This window comes from Bradyrhizobium sp. BEA-2-5 (assembly GCF_032918025.1).
GTDB lineage: Bacteria > Pseudomonadota > Alphaproteobacteria > Rhizobiales > Xanthobacteraceae > Bradyrhizobium > Bradyrhizobium pachyrhizi.
In genome coordinates this window covers 6,247,112-6,270,010 of record NZ_CP136629.1, presented here as the reverse complement: position 1 = coordinate 6,270,010, position 22,899 = coordinate 6,247,112, and the positions used below count along the sequence as shown (strand labels likewise).

The window sequence follows — 22,899 nt, the reverse complement described above, 5'->3', positions numbered from 1 at the left end:
GGCGTGACGGCGATCGCTGTCATGCCCTCTTGTTGCGTTCGAGACGCGATCACTCCGCGGCGGCGGGCGTCGTCTTGGCGGCCTCCAGCGCGGCTGCGATCGCTTCGTCGACCCGTTCGAGCCAGATGAACTCCAGCTTGGCGCGGGCGCCGGCGGGGATGTCGTCGTAGTCCCGCTTGTTGCGGGCCGGCAGCATCACCCGCTTCAATCCGGCGGCGGCCGCAGCCACCACCTTCTCCTTGATGCCGCCGACCGGCAGCACCAGGCCGCGCAGCGAGATCTCGCCGGTCATCGCGGTGTCGCTGCGCACGGTGCGGTTGGTGAGCAGGGACGTCAGCGCCGTGAACATCGCGACGCCGGCGCTCGGCCCGTCCTTCGGGGTTGCGCCCGCGGGGACGTGAACGTGGATGTCGCTCTTCTCGAACGCTTGCGGATCGATGCCGAGCTGCGAGGCACGGCTCTTCACCAGCGTCATCGCAGCCTGCACGCTCTCGCGCATGACGTCGCCGAGCTGACCGGTCAGGATCATGCCGCCCTTGCCGGGCACCCGCGACGCCTCGATGAACAGGATGTCGCCGCCGACCGGCGTCCAGGCAAGGCCGGTGGCCACGCCCGGAATGCTGGTGCGCTGGGCGATCTCGCCTTCGAAGCGCGGCTGGCCGAGCACGGTGGCGATGTCCTTCGGCGCGATGGTGACGTGGCTGGTGCTGCCCTCGGCGATCTGTACCGCGACGTTGCGCAGCACCTTGCCGATCTCGCGCTCGAGGTTGCGCACGCCGGCCTCGCGGGTATAGCTGCGGATGATCAGCCGCAGCGCCTCCGGCTCGATCTCGGCCTGCTCGGTCGAGAGGCCATTGGCCTCGAGCTGCCGCCGCACCAGATAGCGCTGCGCGATCTCGAGCTTCTCGTCCTCGGTGTAGCCGGCGAGGCTGATCAGCTCCATGCGGTCCAGCAGCGGACCCGGGATCTGGTCCAGCATGTTGGCGGTCGCGATGAACACCACGCGCGACAGGTCGAAGGGCACGCCCAGGTAATTGTCCCGGAACGTCCCGTTCTGCTCGGGGTCGAGCACCTCCAGCATGGCGGCGGAAGGGTCGCCCTGCACGCCACGGCCCATCTTGTCGATCTCGTCCAGCATCATGACGCAGTTCCGGCTGCCTGCCTTCTTGATGGCCTGGATGATGTTGCCGGGCAGCGCGCCGATATAGGTGCGCCGGTGGCCGCGAATCTCGGCCTCGTCATGCACGCCGCCCAGGCTGACGCGCACGAAGGGACGATTCATCGCCCGGGCGATGGACTGGCCGAGCGAAGTCTTGCCGACGCCGGGCGGGCCGACGAAGCACAGGATCGGAGCCTTGCCCTGCGGGGCGAGCTTGCGCACCGCCAGATATTCGATGATCCGGCTCTTGATCTTCTCCAGGCCGAAATGATCCGCGTCCAGGATGCGGCGCGCCTCCTTGATGTCGATCGGCTTCTCCTCGGGCAGCGCCCAGGGCAGCTCGATCAGCCAGTCGAGATAGGTGCGGACCATGCCGGCTTCGCCGGCGGCTTCCGGCATGCGCTCGTAGCGGCGCAGCTCCTTCTTGGCGTGCGCCTCCGCCTCCGGGGGCATGTTGGCCTTGGCGATCGCCGCCGTCAGCTCGGTGACCTCGGCCGCCTTGCCGTCGCCTTCGCCGAGCTGGCGCTGGATGGTCGCCATCTGCTCGCGCAGGATCGCCTCGCGCTGCCGCTCGTCGAAGGAGGCCTTGGTCTGCTGGCCGATCTCCTTGCTGATGCGCAGCACCTCCAGCCGCTCGGCCAGGTGACGCGACACCTTGTCCATCCGCGCCACGAGATCGATGGTTTCCAGGATGTCCTGCTTCTCCGACGGCTTGATGTCCATGTAGGACGTCGCAAGGTCGGCAAGGGTTGCCGGCGAGGTGGTGCCCTGCAGTGCGGCGATCAGCTCCTGCGGCACTTGCGGCAGCAATTGCGCGGCCTCCAGCGCCTGGCGCTGCAGATTGAGGAAGCGCGCCTCGATCTCGGGCGAGGTGGTGGTCGGCTCCGGGATTTGCAGCACGCGGGCCGCGAGGAACGGCGTGCCCGGCAGATAGTCGAGCACGCGCATGCGCTGCACGCCCTGGCAGACCAGATGGTGGGTGTCGTCCGCACCGGTGATGTAGCGCACGATGTTGGCAGTTGTGCCGACGCGGTACAGCCCGTCGGGGCCGGGATCGTTGGTCTCGGGATCGCGCTGCAGCAGGATGCCGATCGGCCGCTGCTCGCGCACCGCCTGCTGGGCCGCGGCAATCGAGGTCGCGCGGGCGATCGTGATCGGAATGATGACATCCGGAAACAGCACGGTGTTGCGCACCGGGACGATGATCAGCGCGTCGCTCGGAATCGGCGTCGAAGTCGATGCTGGGCTTGAAATGTCTGAGGCAGCCATGTCGAAATCCTTTAGCTCGACTTTCCGAGCCGCAGGCCGACGCAACCATGCGCGGCAAAGCGGCTGATGGTGTAGCGGCCTGTCGGCAGCGCGATGCGGCGCTCGAACCGGCCCTGCGGCAGTTCGAGGCGCAGGATGCGGGCGTTGCGGAGTTCAGGGGGCAGGGTGCGGCGGCCGGAGATCACCAGCGTGCCGCCGTCGAGCGCGGCCTCGACCTCGTCGGGATCGACCCCCGGCAACGCGACCAGGATCAGGATTTCATCCTCGGTCTCGATCACGTCGGTCGGCGGTTCCCAGCTCGGCTCGGTGCTTCCCGCGCGCGGGTGCAAATTGAGGAAGCTCTGGTGCAACCGTTCGGCGCGGGCGAGCGCCTCGATCGCATCCGACAGCATCCAGTTGATCTGATCCTTGGGCCGCATGGGCACTCTCCACGTCGCATTGGGAGGCGAGGTTACCGGTCTTGCCGCCGACCGTAAACCGGCCCCTCGCGCGGTTGATCGAGGGTAAAATTGTCCGAAATCTCGCGAATTGCGGCATGGCTGCGATGCAGCTCGATGTTCTGATCGCTGCCTACAGCCAGCCGGAACGCCTGAACCGCCAGAACAGCGCGCCGCATGCGACCAGCATCAGGCCCATTACGACGAAATAGCTGTACTCCCATTCCAGCTCCGGCATGTGCTTGAAGTTCATGCCGTAGATGCCGGCGAGCGCGGTCGGGATCGCGATGATCGCGAGCCACGAGGCGAGCTTCTTGGACACCGCCGTCTCCTGGGCCTGGCCGACCAGCAGGCTGGCTTCAAATGCAAAGGCGAGCACCTCGCGCAGCGAGTCAATTCGCTCCTGGATCGTGCGCACATGGTCGGTGACGTCGCGGAACAGCGGGCGCATCGTCTCGCGCACCATGGGGAGGTTGTCGCGTTCGAGTCTGCGGCAGACCTCCACGAGCGGCCCGACCGCATTGCGCAGCCGCAGCAGGTCGCGTCGCAGCAGATAAAGCCGCTCGATCTGTGCCCGCGTCATCGCGCTCGCAAGCACCTCCGCTTCCATTGTCTCGACCTCTTCCTGGATCGTCTCGAGAGCCGGCGAGTAATTGTCGACGATGAAATCGAGGATGGCGTAGAGGATGTAGTCCTCGCCGCGGGCGAGCGCCCGCGGGCAGCTCTCGCAGCGTTCGCGCACCGGTGTGTAGGACGTCGAGGCGCCGTGGCGCACCGAGACGATGTATCCCTCGCCGACGAACAAATGCGTTTCGCCGAACGCGATGCTCTCGCCGTCGAGCTGCGCGGTGCGTGCCACGATGAACAGCGCATCGCCATATTGTTCGATCTTCGGCCGCTGATGCGCGTGATCGGCGTCTTCGATCGCGAGGTCGTGCAGCTGGAATTGCCGCTGCAGGCTGCTCAATAGCGTCATGTCGGGTTCGTGCAGGCCGATCCACACAACGTGATTTGGCTTGTTGCGCCAGCTCGCGGCCTCATCGATTGCGATATTGGCGATGCGTCGTCCCTCGACGTAGACGCTTGCCGCGATCACGCCGTCGGAGGAAACAGGCCCGGAGGTTGCGACATTTGGCGATACGAGGTTCATGGTCTCAGCCCTCGGTTATCGAACCCGCTTGACGCTACTTGTCGCCAAAAGGCTAGCACTGAATGCGCGCTGGTCAACACGCAGAGGCGTTGGGTTCCGGCTGGCGCCGGACGGCACAGGCGATCCCATCGCGGGGCTACCCGTCCTTATGCGGCTCCTATGCCGCACCGCGGCGTGCCCTCTCGAATTCCTACGGCCTTCCCCGCATCTTTTGCCGTGATGCGGTGCGCTCGCGCGCGCCGCCAAACGGGAAGGTGGCACATGACCTTGCTCCATTACCACGATGCCCGGCCGCACGGTTCGGCCGGCGCCATGTCCTTGATGCTGCGGCGGACCGTCAGGCGGATCGGCCTCGTCTTCAGGACTGTTCACCGCGCGATCGCCGCCGCCAAGATTCATCGGCTCCGCAATGAGCTGCTGCTGCATCGCGGCCACGAGGATTGGGCGCGGACCAACCTCAACGTCGGCATGCTCGGCGGTGACGCCGAGAGATATCCGCGGGCGCCGGTCGTGCTCGGCGAGAAGTGGGACTACTGAGATGCGCGCAGTTTCGTTCATCGCTGCCCTGCCGCGCCGCGCCGCAGAAGGGCTGCTCGCATTCCTCGCCTGGATCGGCGAGGAGCCGATCAGCGGCTACCGGCCCGAGGCGCATTACATGCGCGGTCCGGGACCTGCGTGGCGGGCCAAGCATCGCGGGCGTTAGAACGAGATGACTTTACCCGGAATCGGCGACGGACTCCGCTTCACCTCGCCCCGCGTGCGGGGAGAGGCGTAGGCGGCCTTCGGCCGCCGTTCTCAAGAACGCCGAAGCGAAGCTTCGGCTATGACGCATCGTCAGATGCGTTCCGGGTGAGGGGGAGCCCCCGCAAACGTAGCTATCACCGTGTAAGCGGAGACGGCCCCTCACCCCAACCCTCTCCCCGCAAGAGCGGGGAAAGGGAGCGCGGTGCCGTCGTAGTCGCTACACAGCCCAATCTCATCACGCTTTAGCAGACCAGTTCACGTCGCTTCACGTCGCGGCGCCAGATGATCGAGCAGGTTCATCGGCAGCGGGAAGACCACGGTGGAGGAGCGCTCGCCGGCAATGTCGTGCAGCGCTGCGAAGTAGCGCAGCTGCATCGCCTGCGGCTCCTGGGCGAGGATCCGGCCGGCCTCGACCAGCTTCTCGGCGGCCTGTTGCTCGCCCATCGCGTTGATCACCTTGGCGCGTCGCAGCCGCTCGGCCTCGGCCTGCTTGGCGATCGCCCGCACCATCGTCTCATTGAGATCGATATCCTTGATCTCGACCCCGGTGACCTTGATGCCCCAGACGTCGGTTTGCCTGTCGAGGGTCTCCTGGATATCGGCGTTCAACTTGTCGCGCTCCGCCAGCATCTCGTCGAGCTCGTGCTTGCCGAGCACCGAGCGCAGCGTGGTCTGCGCAAGCTGGCTGGTCGCAGCCATGTAGTCGCTGACCTTGATGATGGCGCGCTCGGGATCGACGATGCGGAAGTAGAGCACGGCGTTGACCTTGACCGAGACGTTATCGCGGGAAATCACGTCCTGTGGCGGCACCACCTGCACCACCACCCTGAGATCGACCTTCACCAGCTGCTGCACCACCGGAATCAGGATGATGAGCCCCGGACCCTTCACCCCGGTGAAGCGGCCGAGCGTGAAAATGACGCCGCGCTCGTATTCGCGCAGCACGCGCACGGCCTGGGTCAGGAATACGATGATCAGCAGCGCGATCGCCGCATAGGTGAAATAATCAAGCATCATGCTGTACCTCCTTCGCCGGGAGAGGCCGGCGCACGCCGTACCACCAGCGTCAAATCGATGATGTTGGCGACCTCGACCGTGTCTCCCGCGGTGAATGTCTCGGTGCTGCGCGCTTGCCAGCGTTCGCCGTTGGTGAAGACGTGACCTGTGGTCTCCGACCAGTCGAGCACCTCGGCCGATAGCCCGCGCATGGCTTGCGCACCGATCCGCACCGGGCCCTTGCGCGCGCGGCGCAGCGCGCCGAGCACGACGAGAATGAGCCCCGTGAACATCGCGGCGACGATGCCGATGACCGGCCATGACAGCCGGTATCCGGGCGCCTCGATCCGAAACAGCATGGCTGCTCCAAGCACGAAGGCGACAATTCCTCCGAGGCCGATCACGACGGTCGGGTTGAAGGCCTCGATTGCGAGCAGCGCGATCCCGACCAGCATCAGGGCGAAGCCGGCGTAGTTGATCGGCAGCATGTTGAGTGCGTAGAGGCCGAGCAGCAGGCAGATCGTCCCGACAACCCCCGGCGCCACGGCACCGGGCGACATGAACTCGAAGATCAGGCCATAGATGCCGACCATCAGGAGAATGAATGCGATGTTGGGGTCGGTGATGACCGCAAGCGCGCGCGCGATCCAGGTTGGATCGATGGCCTCGATCGCGGCGTCCCTGGTCGCCAGGCGTTGCGTCTTGCCGCCGGGGAGCTCGATCGTCCGGCCATCGACCTGCCTGAGCAGGTCGGCCGGGTCGCGCGCGGTGAGATCGATGACGTTGGCTTGCAGCGCGGCGTTGGCGGAGAGGGTGGCGGCATCGCGCACCGCCTTCTCGGCCCAGTCGGCATTGCGACCGCGCAATTCGGCGAGGCTGCGGATGAAGGCAACGGCATCATTCGTCGCCTTCGCGGTCATGGCATCCTTGGTTTCGGACGGATGGCCGCCGTCCTTCTGGTCCTTGCCGCCCTTGTCCGGGGTGCCGCCCGGCAGCCCCGGTATCGGGCCGCCAATCTGCACCGGCGTCGCGGCGCCGATATTGGTGCCGGGCGCCATGGCCGCGAGATGGGTCGCATAGAGGATATAGGTCCCGGCGCTCGCGGCATGGGCGCCGGATGGCGCAACGTAGCCGACCACGGGAACGGGCGAGGCCAGCACGTCGGCGATGATCTCACGCATGCTGGTGCTGAGACCGCCTGGGGTATTCAAACGCAGGATGACAATTTCGGCGCGACGCTCGGCAGCCTTGGCCAGGCCGTCCTTGACGTAGCTGGCTGCTGCCGGCCCGATGGCCCCGTCGATTGAAATGGTCAGAGCAAGACGGCTGTTGTCCGCGGCCGGACCGGGACGGATGGAGATAATCAGCGCGACCAGGACGGTCGCAACAACGAGGGCCGCCTTGAAGGTGGTGTGCACGGCAAGCACTCCCTTGCCGTGCATATGGGGCGCCGTTTCGGAACCTCAAGTTGGCGTCGTGTCACGGGCACCGTGCGCTGATCGCATTGTGCATTGCGATGGCATATGTCGGGTCGGCAAATCTCAATGCGCGGCTGCGAGGTACTCGTCGGCAAGCTCAGCCATCGCCTGCGAGACCTCGGCCTTTGCCGACCCGTTCAATTGCACGATCGGCAGCCGCGTCGCCGGCTGCATGAATCCCAGAAGCGCCAGCGCGAACTTCAATGCGGCGGGATGCTCGCGCTCCAGCAAGGTCGCAAGCGGCACCAGGCGCTGGTGCAACTCCCGCGCCTGATACAATCGTCCCTCGCGGAAATGCCTGTGAACGGCCACGTATAGATCGGGCGCGACGTTCGTCACGACCGAGATGCAGCCATCGCCACCGGTGGCGAGCCAGGCCAGCGAGGAGGCATCGTCGCCGGTCAGCATCCGGAATGTCGCCGGCAGGCGTGAGCGCAGGCGCGCCAGCCGGGCAACGTCACCGCTGCCGTCGCGTAAACCCACGAAGCGCGGCGATGCGGCGAGCTCGAGCAGCGTCTCGTCGGCAAGGCCATTGACCGTGCGCGACGGAATGTCGTGCAGGATGACAGGCAGCGTAGTGGCCGCGGCGACGGCGCGGAAATGCGCCGCCGTGCCCTGTGGCATCGGCTTGTTGTAGGCGGGCACGACCGACATGACGGCATCGGCGCCGGCCGCCTCCACGGCCCGGGCCAGCGTGACGGCATGACCGGTCGCATTTGATCCGGCGCCGGCGATGATGCGGACCCGCTTGCGCGCGACGTCGGCCGTGATGCGGACGAGCTGCGCGCGTTCCGCAGGCTCCAGCGTCGCGCTTTCACCTGCGGTCTCGCCGACCACCAGCGCGGTGGCACCCGCCGCGATCTGGCGCTCGCACAGCCGGCCGAACGCGTCCGCGTCGATCTCGCCCCGATGGTTGAAGGGGGTCGGAAGATCGGGGATGAAGCCCGACAGCCATCCGGCCAGGTCGGCTTTTGCAGCCGTTTGCCAGGTCATGGGTGGCTCATGCCACGCGGCTTGCGGGGAAGCTCGCGGTCTCGCCGCGCATGTCGAGCTCGATCTCGCGCGGCAGCTCGACGATGGTTTCGGGATGCTGTCCGTTCTCGAACAGCGCATATTTGATCGCCTGGGCGCGGCTGACGAACAGGCCGCCATAGAGGCCGTTCTGCTCCTGAGCGACCCATTGTCCCCGGCGATTGCGGCCGATGAAGACGATGGTCGAGGGCGAGCTGCACGAGGGAGGTTCGACGAGTTTCACGGTGGTGGTCCTTCTTGTTGTTTCTGACGCGTTTTCCTCACGCGAACCGGTATCCGGTTCGTTCGAACACGCTTCAGTCACGGTCACGCGATCAATGTCTGATTTGCCGGATATGAAATCGAGCGCGAAGGACGACCGACTTCATAGGAGCGGCATAGGATTTGTGGGGATGGTCTAGAGGCGCTGGACGATGCCGGTGCCGAGCGCGCACAGCGCGACATAGGCGGTCATCTCGTCCCAGTGGTTGAGGTTTGCGGCAAACGGCATTTCGCGCTTGGCGATCCCGGCAAAGGCGCAGATCACGGCCGACATCCACAACAGCGTGACGAGGCCCTTGCCGAAGCCGGCGCCGGCGAACACGGCAAAGCCGATCATGATGGCAAGCCGGAAGCCGAACCGGACCATGACCTGGACCGACTGCAGCTGCCGCGGCAGTTGTTTGGTGTCCACGGCCGCGCCGCCATCAGCCGATATTGTCGACGAACAGCGGCTCGTACAGCGCCCGCGTGTCGCGACGCACCGTCGGCACGCTGGTTCGGCTATCGGGTGCGGAGATCCGCTGCGCCTCGACGAAGGCGCTGAGGATCGCAAGCGCAAGATCGGTGTGGTGAGTCTCGATCGACTGGTCCAGCCAGTCCGGCAGCTCTCGCTCGCGCGAGAGCGCGCAATGCCACTCGCCCTCGTCATAGGCGATGCGGCGGACCTGCCATTGCGGCAGTTCCAGATCGAGCAGCGCGATCGCGGCGTCGGTCCAGGCGCCTGACTGGATCAGCCGCTCGACCCGGCGGGTCTTGCCGCTCTGTCCGACCGAGGGAAAGCGCCGGCAGGTCTGGCTGATGATGTCGGCCATGAATTCGGCTGTGACCGCATAGGCGTCGCGCAGCCGTTCGCCGAGATCGATGGAGGTGTTTTGGGAAAGCACTGACATGGCGTCATCTCGTCTTGCGCGGCCCGGGGTATTGGCCGCAAGCCAAAAATGGCCGGACCGCCATTTGAAAACGAGATGAGGCGGGGGACGGAGATATAGGGATTCCATAAAGACCAAGCTGTCGTCCTGGCGGAGGACCCATTGCCACCGAATCTGCTTGTGAGATCAGGTTGGGGCCCCAGCCATCGCAAAACTCGGCCCTGTGGTTATGGGTCCTGGCTTTCGCCGGGACGACTGCGGAGAGCGCCTGCCACCTTTATAGGATTCCTATAACGTCCTTATTCGCCACCTCTCGAAAACCTATGCCCCGGATGGCACCTCACGGCCATCCGGCGCGGAGCGCTTATACGGTCGCCCACCGCGCCTCCTCGGACGCATAGGAGTCTCTCATGATGGACATTCTCATGGCGGCGCTTGCGGTCGGCTTCTTTGCGGCCGGCATCGGCTACGCCTACGCCTGCGAACGGCTATAGGGGAGGCGGCGATGATCTTCGATTACTCGCTCGCCGGCCTCGTCTCGCTCGGCCTGCTGTTCTACCTCACTTACGCATTGCTGCGGCCCGAACGCTTCTAGGCGGCCCGCGATGTCAACGCTTTGCACAATTCTGTTAGCCGACGCGGTGCTAACCGGGCTGTTGCTCGGCTTGTTCGCGTCGATGCTGCGCTTCGCTCCCATTCGAAAGGTTTGACGCAATGACCGTCATCGGCTGGATTCAAATTATTCTGTTCTGCGCGATCGTTGCCGCGCTGGTCAAGCCGCTCGGCTGGTACATGACGCGCGTGTTCAACGGCGAGCGCACATTCCTGTCGCCCGTCCTGCGCCCGGTCGAGGCCGGCATCTATTGGATCTCCGGTGTCGATGAGAAGCGCGAGCAGCACTGGATGACCTACACGGTCGCCATGTTGTTGTTTCATGTCGGCGGCTTCCTCATCATCTACGGTCTGATGCGGCTCCAGGCCATGCTGCCATTCAATCCGGCCGGGCAGTCCGCGGTGGCCGAAGACCTGTCGTTCAACACCGCGATTTCCTTCATCACCAACACCAACTGGCAGAACTACGGCGGCGAGAGCACGCTGTCCTATCTGACCCAGATGGTCGGCCTCACGCACCAGAATTTCCTGTCGGCGGCGACCGGCATCGTGCTCGCGGTCGCGCTGATCCGCGGCTTTGCCCGCGCCTCGATGCGCACCGTCGGCAATTTCTGGGTCGATGTGACCCGCTGCACCCTTTATATCCTGCTGCCGATCTGCATCGTCTACACGCTGTTCCTGGTCTGGCAGGGCATGCCGCAGACGCTCGGGGCCTATGTCGAGGCGACCACGCTCGAAGGCGCCAAGCAGACCATCGCGGTCGGCCCGGTCGCTTCGCAGGTCGCGATCAAGATGCTCGGCACCAATGGCGGCGGCTTCTTCAATGCCAACGCCGCGCACCCCTTCGAGAACCCGACCGCGCTGTCGAACTTCGTGCAGATGCTGTCGATCTTCGTGCTTGGTGCCGCGCTGACCAACGTGTTCGGCCGCATGGTCGGCAACCAGCGCCAGGGCTGGGCGATCCTCGCCGTGATGGGCGTGCTGTTCGTTGCCGGCGTCGGCGTCTGCTATTGGGCGGAAGCCAACGGCACCTCGACCATGCATGCGCTGGGCCTGACCGGCGGCAACATGGAAGGCAAGGAGGTCCGCTTCGGCATCGTCGCGTCCTCGCTGTTCGCCGTGATCACCACGGCCGCCTCCTGCGGTGCCGTCAATGCCATGCACGACAGCTTCACCGCGCTCGGCGGCATGATCCCGCTGATCAACATGCAGCTCGGAGAGATCATCGTCGGCGGCGTCGGCGCCGGCATGTACGGCATGCTGCTGTTCGTCATCCTCGCGATCTTCGTCGCGGGCCTGATGGTCGGCCGCACGCCGGAATATGTCGGCAAGAAGATCGAGGCGCGCGAGGTCAAGATGGCGATGCTCGCCATTCTCGTCCTGCCGCTGATGATTCTCGGTTGGACCGCCGTCGGCGTGGTCTATCCGGCGGCGGTCGCCTCCATGGCGAATGCCGGGCCGCACGGCTTCACCGAAGTGCTGTACGCCTTCACCTCGGGGACGGGCAACAACGGCTCGGCCTTCGCGGGCCTCACCGGCAACACCTTCTTCTACAATCTCACGCTCGCCAGCGCGATGTTCGTCGGCCGCTTCTTCATGATCGTGCCGGCGATGGCGATCGCGGGATCGCTCGCGGCGAAGAAATCGATCCCGCCGTCGATGGGCACGTTCCCGACCACCGGAGGCCTGTTCGTCGGTCTCGTCGTCGGCGTCATCCTGATCATGGGCGGCCTGACGTTCTTCCCGGCGCTCGCCCTCGGCCCCATCGTCGAGCACCTCGCGATGAACGCCGGCAACCTGTTCTGATCCAATTGTCCGGAGTGCAACCATGGAAACCACAAGACTGCAAAAGCAGGTGACGGCGTCGACCATGTTCGACCCGAAGATCCTGGTGCCGGCGATCCGCTCGGCCTTCGTCAAGCTCGATCCCCGGCTGATGGCGAAGAACCCGGTCATGTTCGTGGTCGAGATCGTCGCTGCGCTCACCACCGTGATCTTCCTGCGCGATCTCCTGACCGGCGGGGAAAATCTCGGATTCACCTTCCAGATCATCCTCTGGCTGTGGTTCACCGTGCTGTTCGCCAACCTTGCCGAAGCAGTGGCCGAAGGCCGAGGCAAGGCGCAGGCCGAGACGCTGCGCAAGACCCGCACCGAGAGCCAGGCCAAGCTGCTCACCGGCACCGACCGGACCTATCGCATGGTGCCCGGCACCTCGCTGAAGGTCGGCGATCTCGTGCTGGTCGAGGCGGGCGACACGATCCCCTCGGACGGTGAAGTGATCGAGGGCGTCGCCTCCGTCAACGAGGCCGCCATCACCGGCGAATCGGCGCCCGTGATCCGCGAATCCGGCGGCGACCGTTCGGCGGTGACCGGCGGCACGCAAGTGCTGTCGGACTGGATCCGCGTCCGCATCACGGCAGCCCAGGGCTCGACCTTCATCGACCGCATGATCAAGCTGGTCGAGGGCGCCGAGCGGCAGAAGACGCCGAACGAGATCGCGCTCAACATCCTGCTCGCCGGTCTCACCATCATCTTCGTGTTCGCCACCGTGACGATCCCGAGCTATGCGGCCTATGCCGGCGGCTCGATCTCGGTGATCGTGCTGGTTGCGCTGTTCGTGACGCTGATCCCGACCACCATCGGCGCGCTGCTGTCGGCGATCGGCATCGCCGGCATGGACCGCCTGGTCCGCTTCAACGTGCTGGCGATGTCGGGCCGTGCGGTCGAAGCCGCCGGAGACGTCGACACGCTGTTGCTCGACAAGACCGGCACCATCACGCTCGGCAACCGGCAGGCGACCGCGTTCCGCCCCGTGCGCGGTGTGACCGAGCAGGAATTGGCCGACGCCGCCCAACTCGCCTCGCTGGCGGACGAGACGCCGGAAGGTCGCTCCATCGTCGTGCTGGCGAAGGAGAAGTACGGTATCCGCGGCCGCGACATGGCGGAGCTCGGCGCCACCTTCGTTCCGTTCACGGCGCAGACCCGCATGAGCGGTGTCGATGCCGGCGGCTCGTCGGTGCGCAAGGGTGCGGTCGATGCCATCCTCGCCTATGTCGACGGCGGCTCGCCCCGCACCGTCGCCTCGGGCAACACCGTCCGCGCGGTCGCGGCGACGATGAGCGCCGAAGCGCGCGAGATCCAGTCGATCGCCGACGAGATCTCGAAGTCCGGCGGCACGCCGCTCGCGGTGGCCAGGGACGGCCGCCTGCTCGGGATCGTCCAGCTCAAGGACATCGTCAAGGGCGGCATTCGCGAGCGCTTCGCAGAGCTGCGTCGCATGGGCATCCGCACCATCATGATCACCGGCGACAATCCGATGACGGCCGCCGCCATCGCCGCCGAGGCCGGCGTCGACGACTTCCTGGCGCAGGCAACTCCCGAGGACAAGCTCAAGCTGATCCGCGACGAGCAGGCCAAGGGCAAGCTGGTCGCCATGTGCGGCGACGGCACCAACGACGCGCCGGCGCTCGCCCAGGCCGACGTCGGTGTCGCCATGAACACCGGCACCCAGGCCGCCCGCGAGGCCGGCAACATGGTCGACCTCGACTCCAACCCGACCAAGCTCATCGAGGTGGTCGAGATCGGCAAGCAGCTGTTGATGACGCGCGGCGCGCTGACAACGTTCTCGATCGCCAACGACGTGGCCAAGTACTTCGCGATCATCCCGGCGATGTTCCTGGCGTTCTACCCCCAGCTCAACGTGCTCAACGTCATGAACCTGTCGAGCCCGCAGAGCGCCATCCTGTCGGCGATCATCTTCAACGCGTTGATCATCATTGCGCTGATCCCGCTCGCGCTGAAGGGCGTCGCCTATCGCGCGGTCGGTGCCGGTGCGTTGCTCCGGCGCAACCTCTTGATCTACGGCCTGGGCGGAATCGTCATTCCCTTCATCGGCATCAAGGCGATCGACCTCGTGGTCGCCGCCCTGGGCCTGGCTTAAGGAGCCGCAATCATGTTGAGAGAAATCCGCCCCGCCATCCTCGTGCTGGTCCTGCTGACCGCCATCACCGGCCTTGCCTATCCGCTCGCGATGACCGCGATTGCCGGCACGTTGTTTCCCGTGCAGGCGCAGGGCAGCCTCATCGAGAGGGACGGCAAGGTGATCGGCTCCGCCCTGATCGGGCAGGAATTCAAGGACGACAAGTACTTCCATGGCCGTCCCTCGGCGACGCTTGCGCCGGACCCGAATGATTCGACCAAGACGGTGTCGGCCCCCTACAACGCCGCCAATTCGGGCGGCTCCAACCTCGGCCCGACCAGCAAGGCGCTGGCCGACCGGCTCAAGGAAGATGTGGACAAGCTGAAGGCGGAGAATCCGAACGCGGCCGTGCCGGTCGACCTGGTGACGACCTCGGCCAGCGGCCTCGACCCGAACATCTCGCCGGAAGCCGCGCTGTTCCAGGTGCCGCGGGTCGCCAAGGCGCGCAGCATGTCCGAGGACGCGGTGCGCGAGCTGGTGACGCAGAACACGCAGGGCCGCTTCGCCGGCGTGATCGGCGAGCCCCGTGTTAACGTTCTTGCGCTCAACCTGGCGCTCGACGCGGCAAAGCCGAAATAGGGGAGTAGGCTGCCCCTCGCAGGATGACTATATTGCGGTATGGCCAATCAGCGCGACCCTGACAAACGACCCTCGCCGGATGCGCTGCTGGAGGCGGCGCGCCGGGAGACCGATCGATCGGGACGGCTGAAGATCTTCATCGGCGCCGCCCCCGGCGTCGGCAAAACCTACGAGATGCTCTCGAGTGCTCACGCCCGCCTCAAGGCGGGCGTCGACGTCGTGGTCGGCGTCGTCGAAACCCACGGACGGGTCGAGACCGAGACGCTGCTGAAGGGCCTCGAGGTGCTGCCGCGGAAGCGGCTAACCTATCGCGACCAGACGCTCGAGGAGATGGACCTCGACGCATTGATCGCGCGGCGGCCGCAGCTCGCGCTGGTCGACGAGCTTGCCCATACCAATGCACCGGGCAGCCGCCATCCCAAGCGCTATCTCGACGTCGAGGAGCTGCTCTCCCATGGCATCGACGTCTACACCGCCGTCAATATCCAGCACATCGAGAGCCTGAACGACGTCGTTGCCCAGATCACCCATGTCAGGGTCCGTGAGACCGTGCCGGATTCGGTCTTCGACCGCGCCGATGCGATCGAGCTGATCGACCTGACCCCGGACGATCTGATCCAGCGGCTGAAGGAGGGCAAGGTCTATGTGCCCAAGCAGGCCGAGCGGGCGCTGGAGCATTATTTCTCGCCGGGCAATCTCACCGCACTGCGTGAGCTCGCACTGCGGCGCACCGCCGAGCGGGTCGACGAGCAGCTGCTCAACCACATGCAGGCCAATGCCATTGCCGGGCCCTGGGCCGCGGGCGAGCGCATCCTTGTCTGCGTGGGCGAGGATGCACGCGCGGCCGGCCTCGTGCGCTACACCAAGCGGCTGGCCGACCGGCTGCATGCGCCATTCACCGCGATCTCGATCGAGACGCGGCGATCCCTGCAATTGTCCGACGAGGAGCGCGATCGGCTGGCCGATACGTTGCGGCTGGCGGAAGCTCTCGGCGGCGAAGCGCTGACCATTCCCGCCGTCGGCCGCCGTATCGCCGATGACGTCGTCAATTTCGCGCAAGGCAACAACGTCACCCAGATCGTGATCGGCAAGTCGACGCGCTCGCGCTGGTTCGAGATGACGCGCGGCTCCGTCGTGCACGACCTGGTACGCCGCGCCGGCAACATCACCGTCCACGTCATCGCCGGTGACGAGATGCCCGTCGGCAAGGCGGCGGTGCAGACCGCGCAGCGGCAGGAGCCGTTCAATCCGCGGCCCTATCTGATGGCGCTGCTGCTGGCGGCGCTCGGGCTCGGCGCGGCCAAGCTGATCCAGCCGTTCTTCGGCATCGAGAATGTCGACCTCGTCTTCCTCACCGCCGTGGTCGGCGCCGCCGTGCGCTATGGCCTATGGCCGTCGCTGCTGGCGACCGTCGCGGCTTCCCTGTCCTATAATTTCTTCTTCCTGCCGCCGCTCTACACCTTCACGATCACCGACCCGACCAATGTCGCCGCCTTCTTCTTCTTCATGCTGATCGCGCTCCTGGTCTCCAATGTCGCGGCGCGCGTGCGCATCCAGGCCGATACCGCCATCGGCCGGATCAGGATGACCGAGCAGCTCCATGCCTTCAGCCGCAAGCTCGCCGGCACCGCCACGCTCGACGACGTGCTGTGGGCGACCGCCTACCAGATCGCGTTGATGCTGAAGGTGCGTGTGGTGCTGCTGCTGCCGGACGAGGGCCTGCTCACGGTGAAGTCCGGCTATCCGCCCGAAGACGAGCTTGACCAGGCCGATCTTGCCGCCGCCAATTGGGCCTGGAGCAACGATCGCCCCGCCGGCCGCGGCTCGGACACGTTGCCGGGCGCAAAGCGGCTGTTCCTGCCGATGCGAACCGGGCGCGGCCCGATCGGCGTCATCGGCATCGACAACGACCGCACCGGCCCGCTGCTGACGCCGGACCAGCGCCGGCTGCTCGATGCGCTGGTCGACCAGGGCGCGCTCGCGATCGAGCGCGTGCTGCTGGTCGAGGACATGGACCGCGTCAAGCGCACGGTCGAATCCGAGCGGCTGCGCTCGGCGCTGTTGACCTCGATCTCGCATGATCTGAAGACGCCGCTCGCCTCGGTGCTCGGCTCGGCCTCGGCGCTGCGCGACCTCGGCGCCAACCTGAGCGATGCGCAGAAGCGCGACCTGCTCGCCACCGTGATTGACGAATCCGAGCGGCTCAACCGCTTCATTGCCAATCTGCTCGACATGACCAAGCTCGAATCCGGCGCCATCGTGCCCAATACGGCGCTGCACGATCTCAGCGAGATCGTGGGCAGCGCTCTGCGGCGCGCCAGCAAGATCCTGGTGCATCACCGGGTATCGCTGGAGCTCGCCGCCGATCTGCCGATGCTCCAGCTCGATGCCGTGCTGTTCGAGCAGGTGCTGTTCAATCTGCTCGACAATGCCGCAAAATATTCGCCGCCAGAGACCACGATCTCGATTCGCGGCGCGCGCGATCGCGACACCATCGCGCTGCAGATCCTCGACGAAGGCAACGGGATTCCCGCGGCCGAGCTCGAGAGCGTGTTCGACAAGTTCTATCGCGCGCAGAAAGGCGATCACGTCCGTCCCGGCACCGGGCTCGGGCTCGCCATCTCCCGCGGCTTCGTCGAGGCGATGCGCGGCACGATCTCCGCCGCCAATCGCAGCGAGCGGAGCGGCGCGGTCCTCACCATTCGCCTGCCGATCCCCGCCGACACCAACGCGCTGGACACTGCTGCATGAACGCGACTCCGATCAAGGTCCTGGTCATCGACGACGAGCCGCCGATCCGCAAATTGCTGCGGATGGGGCTGACGACGCAAGGCTACGAGATCCTGGAGGCGTCGAACGGCAAGCTGGCGCTGGAGATGCTGGGTGAGGGACCGGCGCTGATCATCCTCGATCTCGGCCTGCCCGACGTTCAGGGGCATGATCTGCTCCGCACCATGCGCGCCCGCAACGAAGGCGTGCCGATCGTGGTGCTGTCGAGCCGCGGCGACGAAGCCGGCAAGGTGCAGGCGCTCGATCTCGGCGCCGACGACTACCTGACCAAGCCGTTCGGCATGGAGGAATTGCTGGCGCGGCTGCGCGCCGCGCTGCGCCACCAGCTTCAGGTCAAGGGCGAGCGCCCTGTGTTCCGCACCGGCGATCTCTCCGTCGATCTGGTCCGTCGCATCGTCAAGGTCGGCGAGCGCGAAGTGAAGCTCTCGCCGAAGGAGTATGACCTGTTGCGCGTGCTGGTTCAGCATGCCGGCAAGGTGCTCACGCATCGCTTCCTGCTGAAGGAGCTGTGGGACGAACTGACCGACGCGCAATATCTGCGTGTCTATGTCCGCCAGCTCCGGCAGAAGATCGAAGCAGATCCGGAACGGCCGCAATACGTGCTGACGGAAACCGGGATCGGGTACCGGCTGCGCGCGGCGGACTAGGCACAAGCGCCGGACGGCTCACAACCCGCGATCTGGAACCATTGCTCGCGGCGAGGATTACTTTCCCTCACCGGGAGAGAAACCATGGCAAGGAAATATTCGCGGAAGGCATCGCGCGATGTCGAGGGCGCGATGAAGAAACGCAAGGCCGGCACGCTGCGCAGCGGCCGTTCCAAGAAGAAGGTGAAGAGCCGCAAGCAGGCAATCGCGATCGGACTGTCGAAGGCGCGCAAGAAGGGCAAGAAGGTCCCGAAGAAGGCGTCCAAGAAGACGGCGAAGAAGCGCAAGACAGCCAAGAAGCGGAAGAGCTCGAAGAAGAAGTAGGGTTAGGCTGCCTGCTTCGTAACGGCCGGGCTTGACCCGGCCATCCACGTCGTTCTGACCAAGTCGATGGATGCCCGGGCAAGCCCGGGCATGACGAGTGAAATTTGCCTCACCCCGCCTTGCGTCGCCGCGCGTTTGACCTGTGCGTTTTCTTGGCGGCGCGGCGATGCGAGGTCAGGCGGCGCGCGGTGGAGCGCGAGCGCCTTGCGCCGCTCTTGCCGCCCTTGAGGCTCTGCTGCAGGGCGTCCATCAGGCTCACCACGTTGCTTGGCTTCTCCTCGCGCTCGGCGGCCTTGATCGGCTTGCCGGCGGCCTTGCGGCGGACCAGGGCCTTCAGTGCGGACTCATACTCGTCCTTGAATTTCGACGGATCGAAATGCGCCGCCTTGGTGCGCAGGATATGGCCGGCGAGCTCGACCATGTCCTTGGTGATCTTCGGGCTCTTGATGTCGTCGAAGAACTGGTCCTCCTCGCGCAGCTCGTATGGGAAACGCAACGTGGTGCCGAGCAGGCCCTTGCCGAGCGGCTCGATCGCCATCACGTGCTCGCGGTTGGTCAGCACGATCTTGGCGAGCGCGACGCGCTCCTCGTCCTTCATGGCGTCGCGGATCACGGCGAAGGCGTCGACCGCGGCCTTGCCGTCGGGCGCGATGTAGTAGGGATGGTTGAGATAGCGCTGGTCGATCTCATCGCGCGGCACGAAGCTCTCGATGTCGATGGTGTGATTGCTCTCGATCTGGACCGCTTCGAGCTCCTCCGGCTCGATCTCGACATATTTGCCCTTGCGCAGCTCGTAGCCGCGGCCCTTCTGGTCGCTCTCGACGACGTCGCCGGTCTCGGAATCGATCATCTGCTGCTTGAGCCGGTTCCCGGTCTCGCGGTTGATCAGGTGAAACCGCGTCTTCTCGGCCGCAGTCGAGGCCGGGTAGAGCGCCACCGGACATGACACCAGCGAGAGCTTGAGCGTGCCTTTCCAGTAGGCGCGAGGAGCGGCCATGATCGCCTCCAAACAGCTTGAGTTTGGAACTTGAACGGATACCGTGGGTTTTGGTTCCTGATGGCCGCACGGAGGCGGCGGCCGTCGTTTGCGCCGAGGTTTGCCGAGGTTTGTTGTGTCGCTGAGAAACCTGTCCACCTATCGCAAGAAGCGCGACTTCGAGAAGACCAGCGAGCCGTCAGGCGACGTCAAGGTCGCACCCAGCAAGCAGCGGCGCTTCGTCATCCAGAAGCACGACGCCAGCCGCCTGCACTACGATCTGCGACTCGAATTCGACGGCGTGTTCAAGTCCTGGGCGGTGACGAAGGGACCCTCGCTCGATCCGCACGACAAGCGGCTGGCAGTCGAGGTGGAAGACCACCCGCTCGATTATGGCGATTTCGAAGGCACGATTCCGGAAGGGCAATATGGCGGCGGCACGGTGATGCTGTGGGACCGCGGCACCTGGGAATCGGATGACCCGGAAGCCGGCTTCAAGAAGGGCGATCTGAAGTTCACCCTGCACGGCGAGAAGCTGCATGGAAGCTGGGTGCTGGTGCGCATGAAGGGCGACCGCTTTGGCGGCAAGCGTACCAACTGGCTCCTGATCAAGCATCGTGACGAATATGCCGTTGACGGCAACGGCGAGGAGGTCCTCGACGAGGACCGTTCGGTCGCTTCCGGACGCTCGATGGCGCAGATCGCGGCCGGCAAGGGCCGGGCGCCCAAGCCGTTCATGCTGGCCAAGGGCAACGGCAAGGCCAAGGCGGACGCGGTTTGGCAGTCCAACCACGGCATGGCTGCGGACGCGCGCGCCAGGACCAAGGCGCCGGCGCCCAAGGACCGGCTGAAAGTGGCGCGGCAGGCGAAACCGAAGCAGGTATCGGAGATGCCCGATTTCGTCGCGCCGCAGCTCTGCGCCGCGGTGGAGTCTCCACCCAATGGCACGGGCTGGTGCCACGAGATCAAGTTCGACGGCTACAGGGTGCAGCTCCGTGTCGAGGGCGGCGAGGCGACGCTGAAGACGCGCAAGGGTCTCGACTGGACCGGCAAGTTCGCCTCGATCGTGAAGGAGGCTTCGAAGCTGCCCGACGCGCTGATCGATGGCGAGATCGTCGCGCTCGACAAGAACGGCACGCCGCATTTTTCGACGCTGCAGGCTGCGCTCTCCGACGGCAAGACGGATCGGCTGATCTTCTACGCCTTCGACCTGCTGTTCGCCGGCATCGAAGACCTGCGCCCGCTGCCGCTCGCCGAGCGCAAGACGCGGCTGAAGCAGTTGCTCGCGGCGCGCAAGGGCAAGAACCTCCTGATCCGCTATGTCGAACATTTCGAGCAGCGCGGCGAGGCGGTGCTCGAATCCGCGCGCAAGCTCGGCCTCGAGGGCATCGTCTCCAAGCGGCTCGACGGTGCCTATCGTTCCGGCCGCTCCGACGACTGGACCAAGGCAAAAATCCGCGCCGGCCACGAGGTGGTGATCGGCGGCTACAAGACCACGAACGGCAAGTTCCGCTCGCTGATGGCGGGCGTGCAGCGCGGCGATCATCTCGCCTTTGTCGGCATGGTCGGCACCGGCTTCGGCGCGGACAAGGTCAAGCGCATCATGCCTGCGCTGAAAGCCATGGCGGCCAAGAGCCCCTTCGGCGGCAAGAATGCGCCGAGGAAGACCCGCGACGTGCACTGGCTGAAGCCGGAGCTCGTCGCCGAGATCGAGTTCGCCGGCTTCACCGCCGACGGCAACATTCGCCAGGCGGCGTTCAAGGGACTGCGGCAGGACAAGCCTGCCGAGGAGGTCGAGGCGGAGCGGCCGGTTGTAACCAAAGTGGTGAAGCCGATGGCCAAGGGCGTGGCGAAGAAGGGCGCCGGGAAGGCGTCCAGCGAGGTGATGGGTGTCGTCATCTCGCACCCGGACAAGGCGCTGTGGCCTGATGCGGGCGATGGCGAGCCGGTGACCAAGCTCGACCTCGCGAACTATTTCGAGGCGGTTGGCGAATGGATGATTTCCTATCTCAAGGGCCGGCCGTGTTCGCTGATCCGCGCGCCGGACGGCATCAAGGGCGAGTGCTTCTTCCAGCGCCATGCGATGGCCGGCACATCAAAATTGCTCAAGCTTGCGAAGGTCTCCGGCGACCGCAAGCCCTACCTTCAGATTGATCGGATCGAGGGGCTCGCCGCCGTGGCGCAGATCGGCGGCGTCGAGCTGCATCCCTGGAATTGCGCGCCTTATGCCTATGACACGCCGGGTCGGCTGGTGTTCGATCTCGATCCCGCGCCCGACGTCGACTTCGCCGGCGTCGTCGAGGCGGCCAAGGAGATGCGGCAGCGCCTTTCCGACATCGGCATGGACAGCTTCTGCAAGACCACGGGCGGCAAGGGCCTGCACGTCGTGGTGCCGCTGCTCCACGGTGCGCGGACAAGGTGAGCTGGAAGGAGGCCAAGGCGTTCGCGCAGGGCGTCTGTCAGTGGATGGCCGACGACGATCCCGAACGCTACCTGATCAACATGTCGAAGAAGCTGCGCAAGGGAAAGATCTTCCTGGATTATCTGCGCAACGACCGCATGTCGACGGCAGTCGCGGTGTTGTCGCCGCGGGCGCGTCCGGGGGCGACGGTGTCGATGCCGCTGACCTGGTCGCAGCTGCGCGGTGATCTCGATCCGAAGAAATTCACGCTGCGCACTGTGCCGGCCTTGCTCGCGAAGACGAAGGCCTGGGATGGCTACGAGGACGCGGCGTCGTCGATCAAGTCGGCGATGAAGACGCTCGGCGCGCAGTAGAAACTGTTGGGCAAGCGCGCCGCTGGCTTGGTTCGTCATACCCCGCGGAAGCGGGGAATCCAGTACGCCGCGGCGTCTCGGTTCAATCGCTACCGTCTCTGGAATACTGGATCGCCCGCCTTCGCGGGCGATGACAGTCATTGATGGGGATCATCGGGCGCAGTGGCGCCGCGCGCTACAATCGTCCCATCAGCAGCAGGATCAGCAGAATGATGATGACGAGCCCGAGGCCGCCGCCGCCATAATAGCCGGTGCCGTAGAATGGCCCGCCGCCGATGCCGCTGAAGCCGCCAAGCAGGGCGATGATCAGAATGATCAGAATGATCGTGCCGATTGACATCTAGCGTCTCCTCAGCCCCGCGGGCCCGTCTCGTTTCTGCCCTTCGGGAAGGAAAACAACCCGTAACTGTGAAGGTTCCGGAGCTGGCGGTGCGATAAACCTGTGTGGTTCTTCCGTTTGCCTTGGAACAGAACTACATCAACGAAATCCACGGAGGAGTGCATCGCAATGTCGGCGCCGCTGATCGTTTCGATACCCCATAGCCTCGGCCGCGACGAGGCGATGCGCCGCTTGAAAACGGGCCTGTCGCGCGCGACGGCGAACCTGCCGGTCATGAGCGTCGAGGAGGAGCGCTGGGACGACAACCGGATGAGCTTTCGCGTCCGGGCGCTGGGGCAGGTCGCGGCCGGGCATGTCGATGTCGAGGATGCCCATGTGCGGGTCGAGGTGACGCTGCCGTGGCTGCTGCAACGGTTCGCCGAGGTCGCGCAGGCGGCGATCCGCAAGCGCGGGCAATTGCTGCTGACCAAGCGCTGACGCAG

General features: G+C 65.5%; 21 protein-coding genes and 1 pseudogene. 11 read left to right on the top strand and 11 right to left on the bottom strand.

Annotation, left to right across the window (positions count from 1 at the left end; genetic code table 11):
- Nucleotides 1-49: 49 nt before the first annotated feature.
- The 3 genes from lon to corA all read right to left on the bottom strand — a co-directional run bounded on the left by lon (nt 50) and on the right by corA (nt 4,015).
- Nucleotides 50-2,428 carry an endopeptidase La gene (gene lon / locus RX327_RS29600; protein WP_317247925.1) on the bottom strand — a complete coding sequence of 793 codons (2,379 nt, stop codon included), beginning with the start codon at nt 2,426-2,428 and terminating at the stop codon, nt 50-52.
- An 11-nt stretch (nt 2,429-2,439) separates the two neighbouring features.
- A complete protein-coding gene (locus tag RX327_RS29595; RefSeq protein ID WP_028332710.1) occupies nt 2,440-2,847 on the bottom strand; it encodes an Hsp20/alpha crystallin family protein in 408 nt (135 codons plus the stop codon).
- Nucleotides 2,848-2,998: 151 nt separating this feature from the next.
- Complete coding sequence (gene corA / locus RX327_RS29590; protein WP_317247924.1) at nt 2,999-4,015, bottom strand: magnesium/cobalt transporter CorA; 1,017 nt, start codon at nt 4,013-4,015, stop codon at nt 2,999-3,001.
- A gap of 261 nt (nt 4,016-4,276) precedes the next feature.
- On the opposite strand from corA, the gene RX327_RS29585 reads away from it, so the two are divergent.
- Together RX327_RS29585 and RX327_RS29580 are read left to right on the top strand one after the other, a co-directional pair.
- Nucleotides 4,277-4,552 (top strand): hypothetical protein, encoded by a 276-nt coding sequence (locus tag RX327_RS29585; protein WP_317247923.1) that lies wholly within the window; start codon nt 4,277-4,279, stop codon nt 4,550-4,552.
- A 1-nt stretch (nt 4,553) separates the two neighbouring features.
- Nucleotides 4,554-4,718, top strand: coding sequence for a hypothetical protein (locus RX327_RS29580; RefSeq protein ID WP_157345484.1), 165 nt, complete (start codon nt 4,554-4,556; stop codon nt 4,716-4,718).
- Between the two features lie 296 nt (nt 4,719-5,014).
- On the opposite strand, the gene RX327_RS29575 is transcribed toward RX327_RS29580, so the two are convergent.
- The 6 genes from RX327_RS29575 to RX327_RS29550 form a co-directional block, all read right to left on the bottom strand.
- Nucleotides 5,015-5,776 carry a slipin family protein gene (locus RX327_RS29575; RefSeq protein WP_028332707.1) on the bottom strand — a complete coding sequence of 254 codons (762 nt, stop codon included), beginning with the start codon at nt 5,774-5,776 and terminating at the stop codon, nt 5,015-5,017.
- Nucleotides 5,773-7,197, bottom strand: coding sequence for an NfeD family protein (locus RX327_RS29570; RefSeq protein WP_038377250.1), 1,425 nt, complete (start codon nt 7,195-7,197; stop codon nt 5,773-5,775). Before RX327_RS29570 ends, RX327_RS29575 begins: the two co-directional genes overlap by 4 nt.
- 99 nt (nt 7,198-7,296) lie before the next feature.
- Nucleotides 7,297-8,226 (bottom strand): 4-hydroxy-tetrahydrodipicolinate synthase, encoded by a 930-nt coding sequence (gene dapA / locus RX327_RS29565; RefSeq protein WP_317247922.1) that lies wholly within the window; start codon nt 8,224-8,226, stop codon nt 7,297-7,299.
- Nucleotides 8,227-8,233: 7 nt separating this feature from the next.
- A complete protein-coding gene (locus RX327_RS29560) occupies nt 8,234-8,488 on the bottom strand; it encodes a hypothetical protein (RefSeq protein ID WP_317247921.1) in 255 nt (84 codons plus the stop codon).
- 174 nt (nt 8,489-8,662) lie between these two features.
- Nucleotides 8,663-8,938 carry a hypothetical protein gene (locus RX327_RS29555; RefSeq protein WP_028332704.1) on the bottom strand — a complete coding sequence of 92 codons (276 nt, stop codon included), beginning with the start codon at nt 8,936-8,938 and terminating at the stop codon, nt 8,663-8,665.
- Nucleotides 8,939-8,951: 13 nt separating this feature from the next.
- The gene (locus RX327_RS29550; protein ID WP_317247920.1) at nt 8,952-9,416 is read right to left on the bottom strand and encodes a hypothetical protein; all 465 of its coding nucleotides are present in this window, start codon (nt 9,414-9,416) and stop codon (nt 8,952-8,954) included.
- 484 nt (nt 9,417-9,900) lie between these two features.
- On the opposite strand from RX327_RS29550, the gene RX327_RS29545 reads away from it, so the two are divergent.
- The 7 genes from RX327_RS29545 to RX327_RS29515 all read left to right on the top strand — a co-directional run bounded on the left by RX327_RS29545 (nt 9,901) and on the right by RX327_RS29515 (nt 18,326).
- Nucleotides 9,901-9,990 (top strand): K(+)-transporting ATPase subunit F, encoded by a 90-nt coding sequence (locus tag RX327_RS29545; protein ID WP_016846764.1) that lies wholly within the window; start codon nt 9,901-9,903, stop codon nt 9,988-9,990.
- A 119-nt stretch (nt 9,991-10,109) separates the two neighbouring features.
- Nucleotides 10,110-11,813, top strand: a complete 1,704-nt coding sequence (kdpA, locus tag RX327_RS29540; RefSeq protein WP_317247918.1) for a potassium-transporting ATPase subunit KdpA — start codon at nt 10,110-10,112, stop codon at nt 11,811-11,813.
- 22 nt (nt 11,814-11,835) lie between these two features.
- Nucleotides 11,836-13,947: a potassium-transporting ATPase subunit KdpB gene (gene kdpB / locus RX327_RS29535; RefSeq protein ID WP_317247917.1), complete on the top strand. Its 2,112-nt coding sequence runs from the start codon at nt 11,836-11,838 to the stop codon at nt 13,945-13,947.
- A gap of 12 nt (nt 13,948-13,959) precedes the next feature.
- Entirely contained in the window at nt 13,960-14,565 is a 606-nt protein-coding gene (locus tag RX327_RS29530) for a K(+)-transporting ATPase subunit C (protein ID WP_317247916.1), read from the top strand.
- 39 nt (nt 14,566-14,604) lie between these two features.
- On the top strand, nt 14,605-17,316 hold the full coding sequence (locus RX327_RS29525) for a sensor histidine kinase KdpD (RefSeq protein WP_317247915.1): 2,712 nt from the start codon (nt 14,605-14,607) through the stop codon (nt 17,314-17,316).
- Entirely contained in the window at nt 17,313-18,002 is a 690-nt protein-coding gene (locus RX327_RS29520; protein ID WP_317247914.1) for a response regulator transcription factor, read from the top strand. The genes RX327_RS29525 and RX327_RS29520 overlap by 4 nt, the downstream gene beginning before the upstream one ends.
- Before the next feature lie 84 nt (nt 18,003-18,086).
- Nucleotides 18,087-18,326 (top strand): DUF6496 domain-containing protein, encoded by a 240-nt coding sequence (locus RX327_RS29515; protein ID WP_317247913.1) that lies wholly within the window; start codon nt 18,087-18,089, stop codon nt 18,324-18,326.
- 109 nt (nt 18,327-18,435) lie between these two features.
- Here RX327_RS29515 and RX327_RS29510 read toward each other — a convergent pair whose 3' ends face one another.
- A complete protein-coding gene (locus RX327_RS29510) occupies nt 18,436-19,323 on the bottom strand; it encodes a Ku protein (RefSeq protein ID WP_317247912.1) in 888 nt (295 codons plus the stop codon).
- A gap of 115 nt (nt 19,324-19,438) precedes the next feature.
- Here RX327_RS29510 and ligD point away from each other — a divergent pair.
- Nucleotides 19,439-22,077: pseudogene (ligD, locus tag RX327_RS29505) on the top strand (DNA ligase D).
- 175 nt (nt 22,078-22,252) lie between these two features.
- Here ligD and RX327_RS29500 read toward each other — a convergent pair.
- Nucleotides 22,253-22,417 carry a DUF3309 family protein gene (locus RX327_RS29500; protein ID WP_317247911.1) on the bottom strand — a complete coding sequence of 55 codons (165 nt, stop codon included), beginning with the start codon at nt 22,415-22,417 and terminating at the stop codon, nt 22,253-22,255.
- A gap of 168 nt (nt 22,418-22,585) precedes the next feature.
- Here RX327_RS29500 and RX327_RS29495 point away from each other — a divergent pair, with 168 nt between their 5' ends.
- A complete protein-coding gene (locus tag RX327_RS29495) occupies nt 22,586-22,894 on the top strand; it encodes a polyhydroxyalkanoic acid system family protein (RefSeq protein WP_028332694.1) in 309 nt (102 codons plus the stop codon).
- The last annotated feature ends 5 nt before the right edge of the window (nt 22,895-22,899 follow it).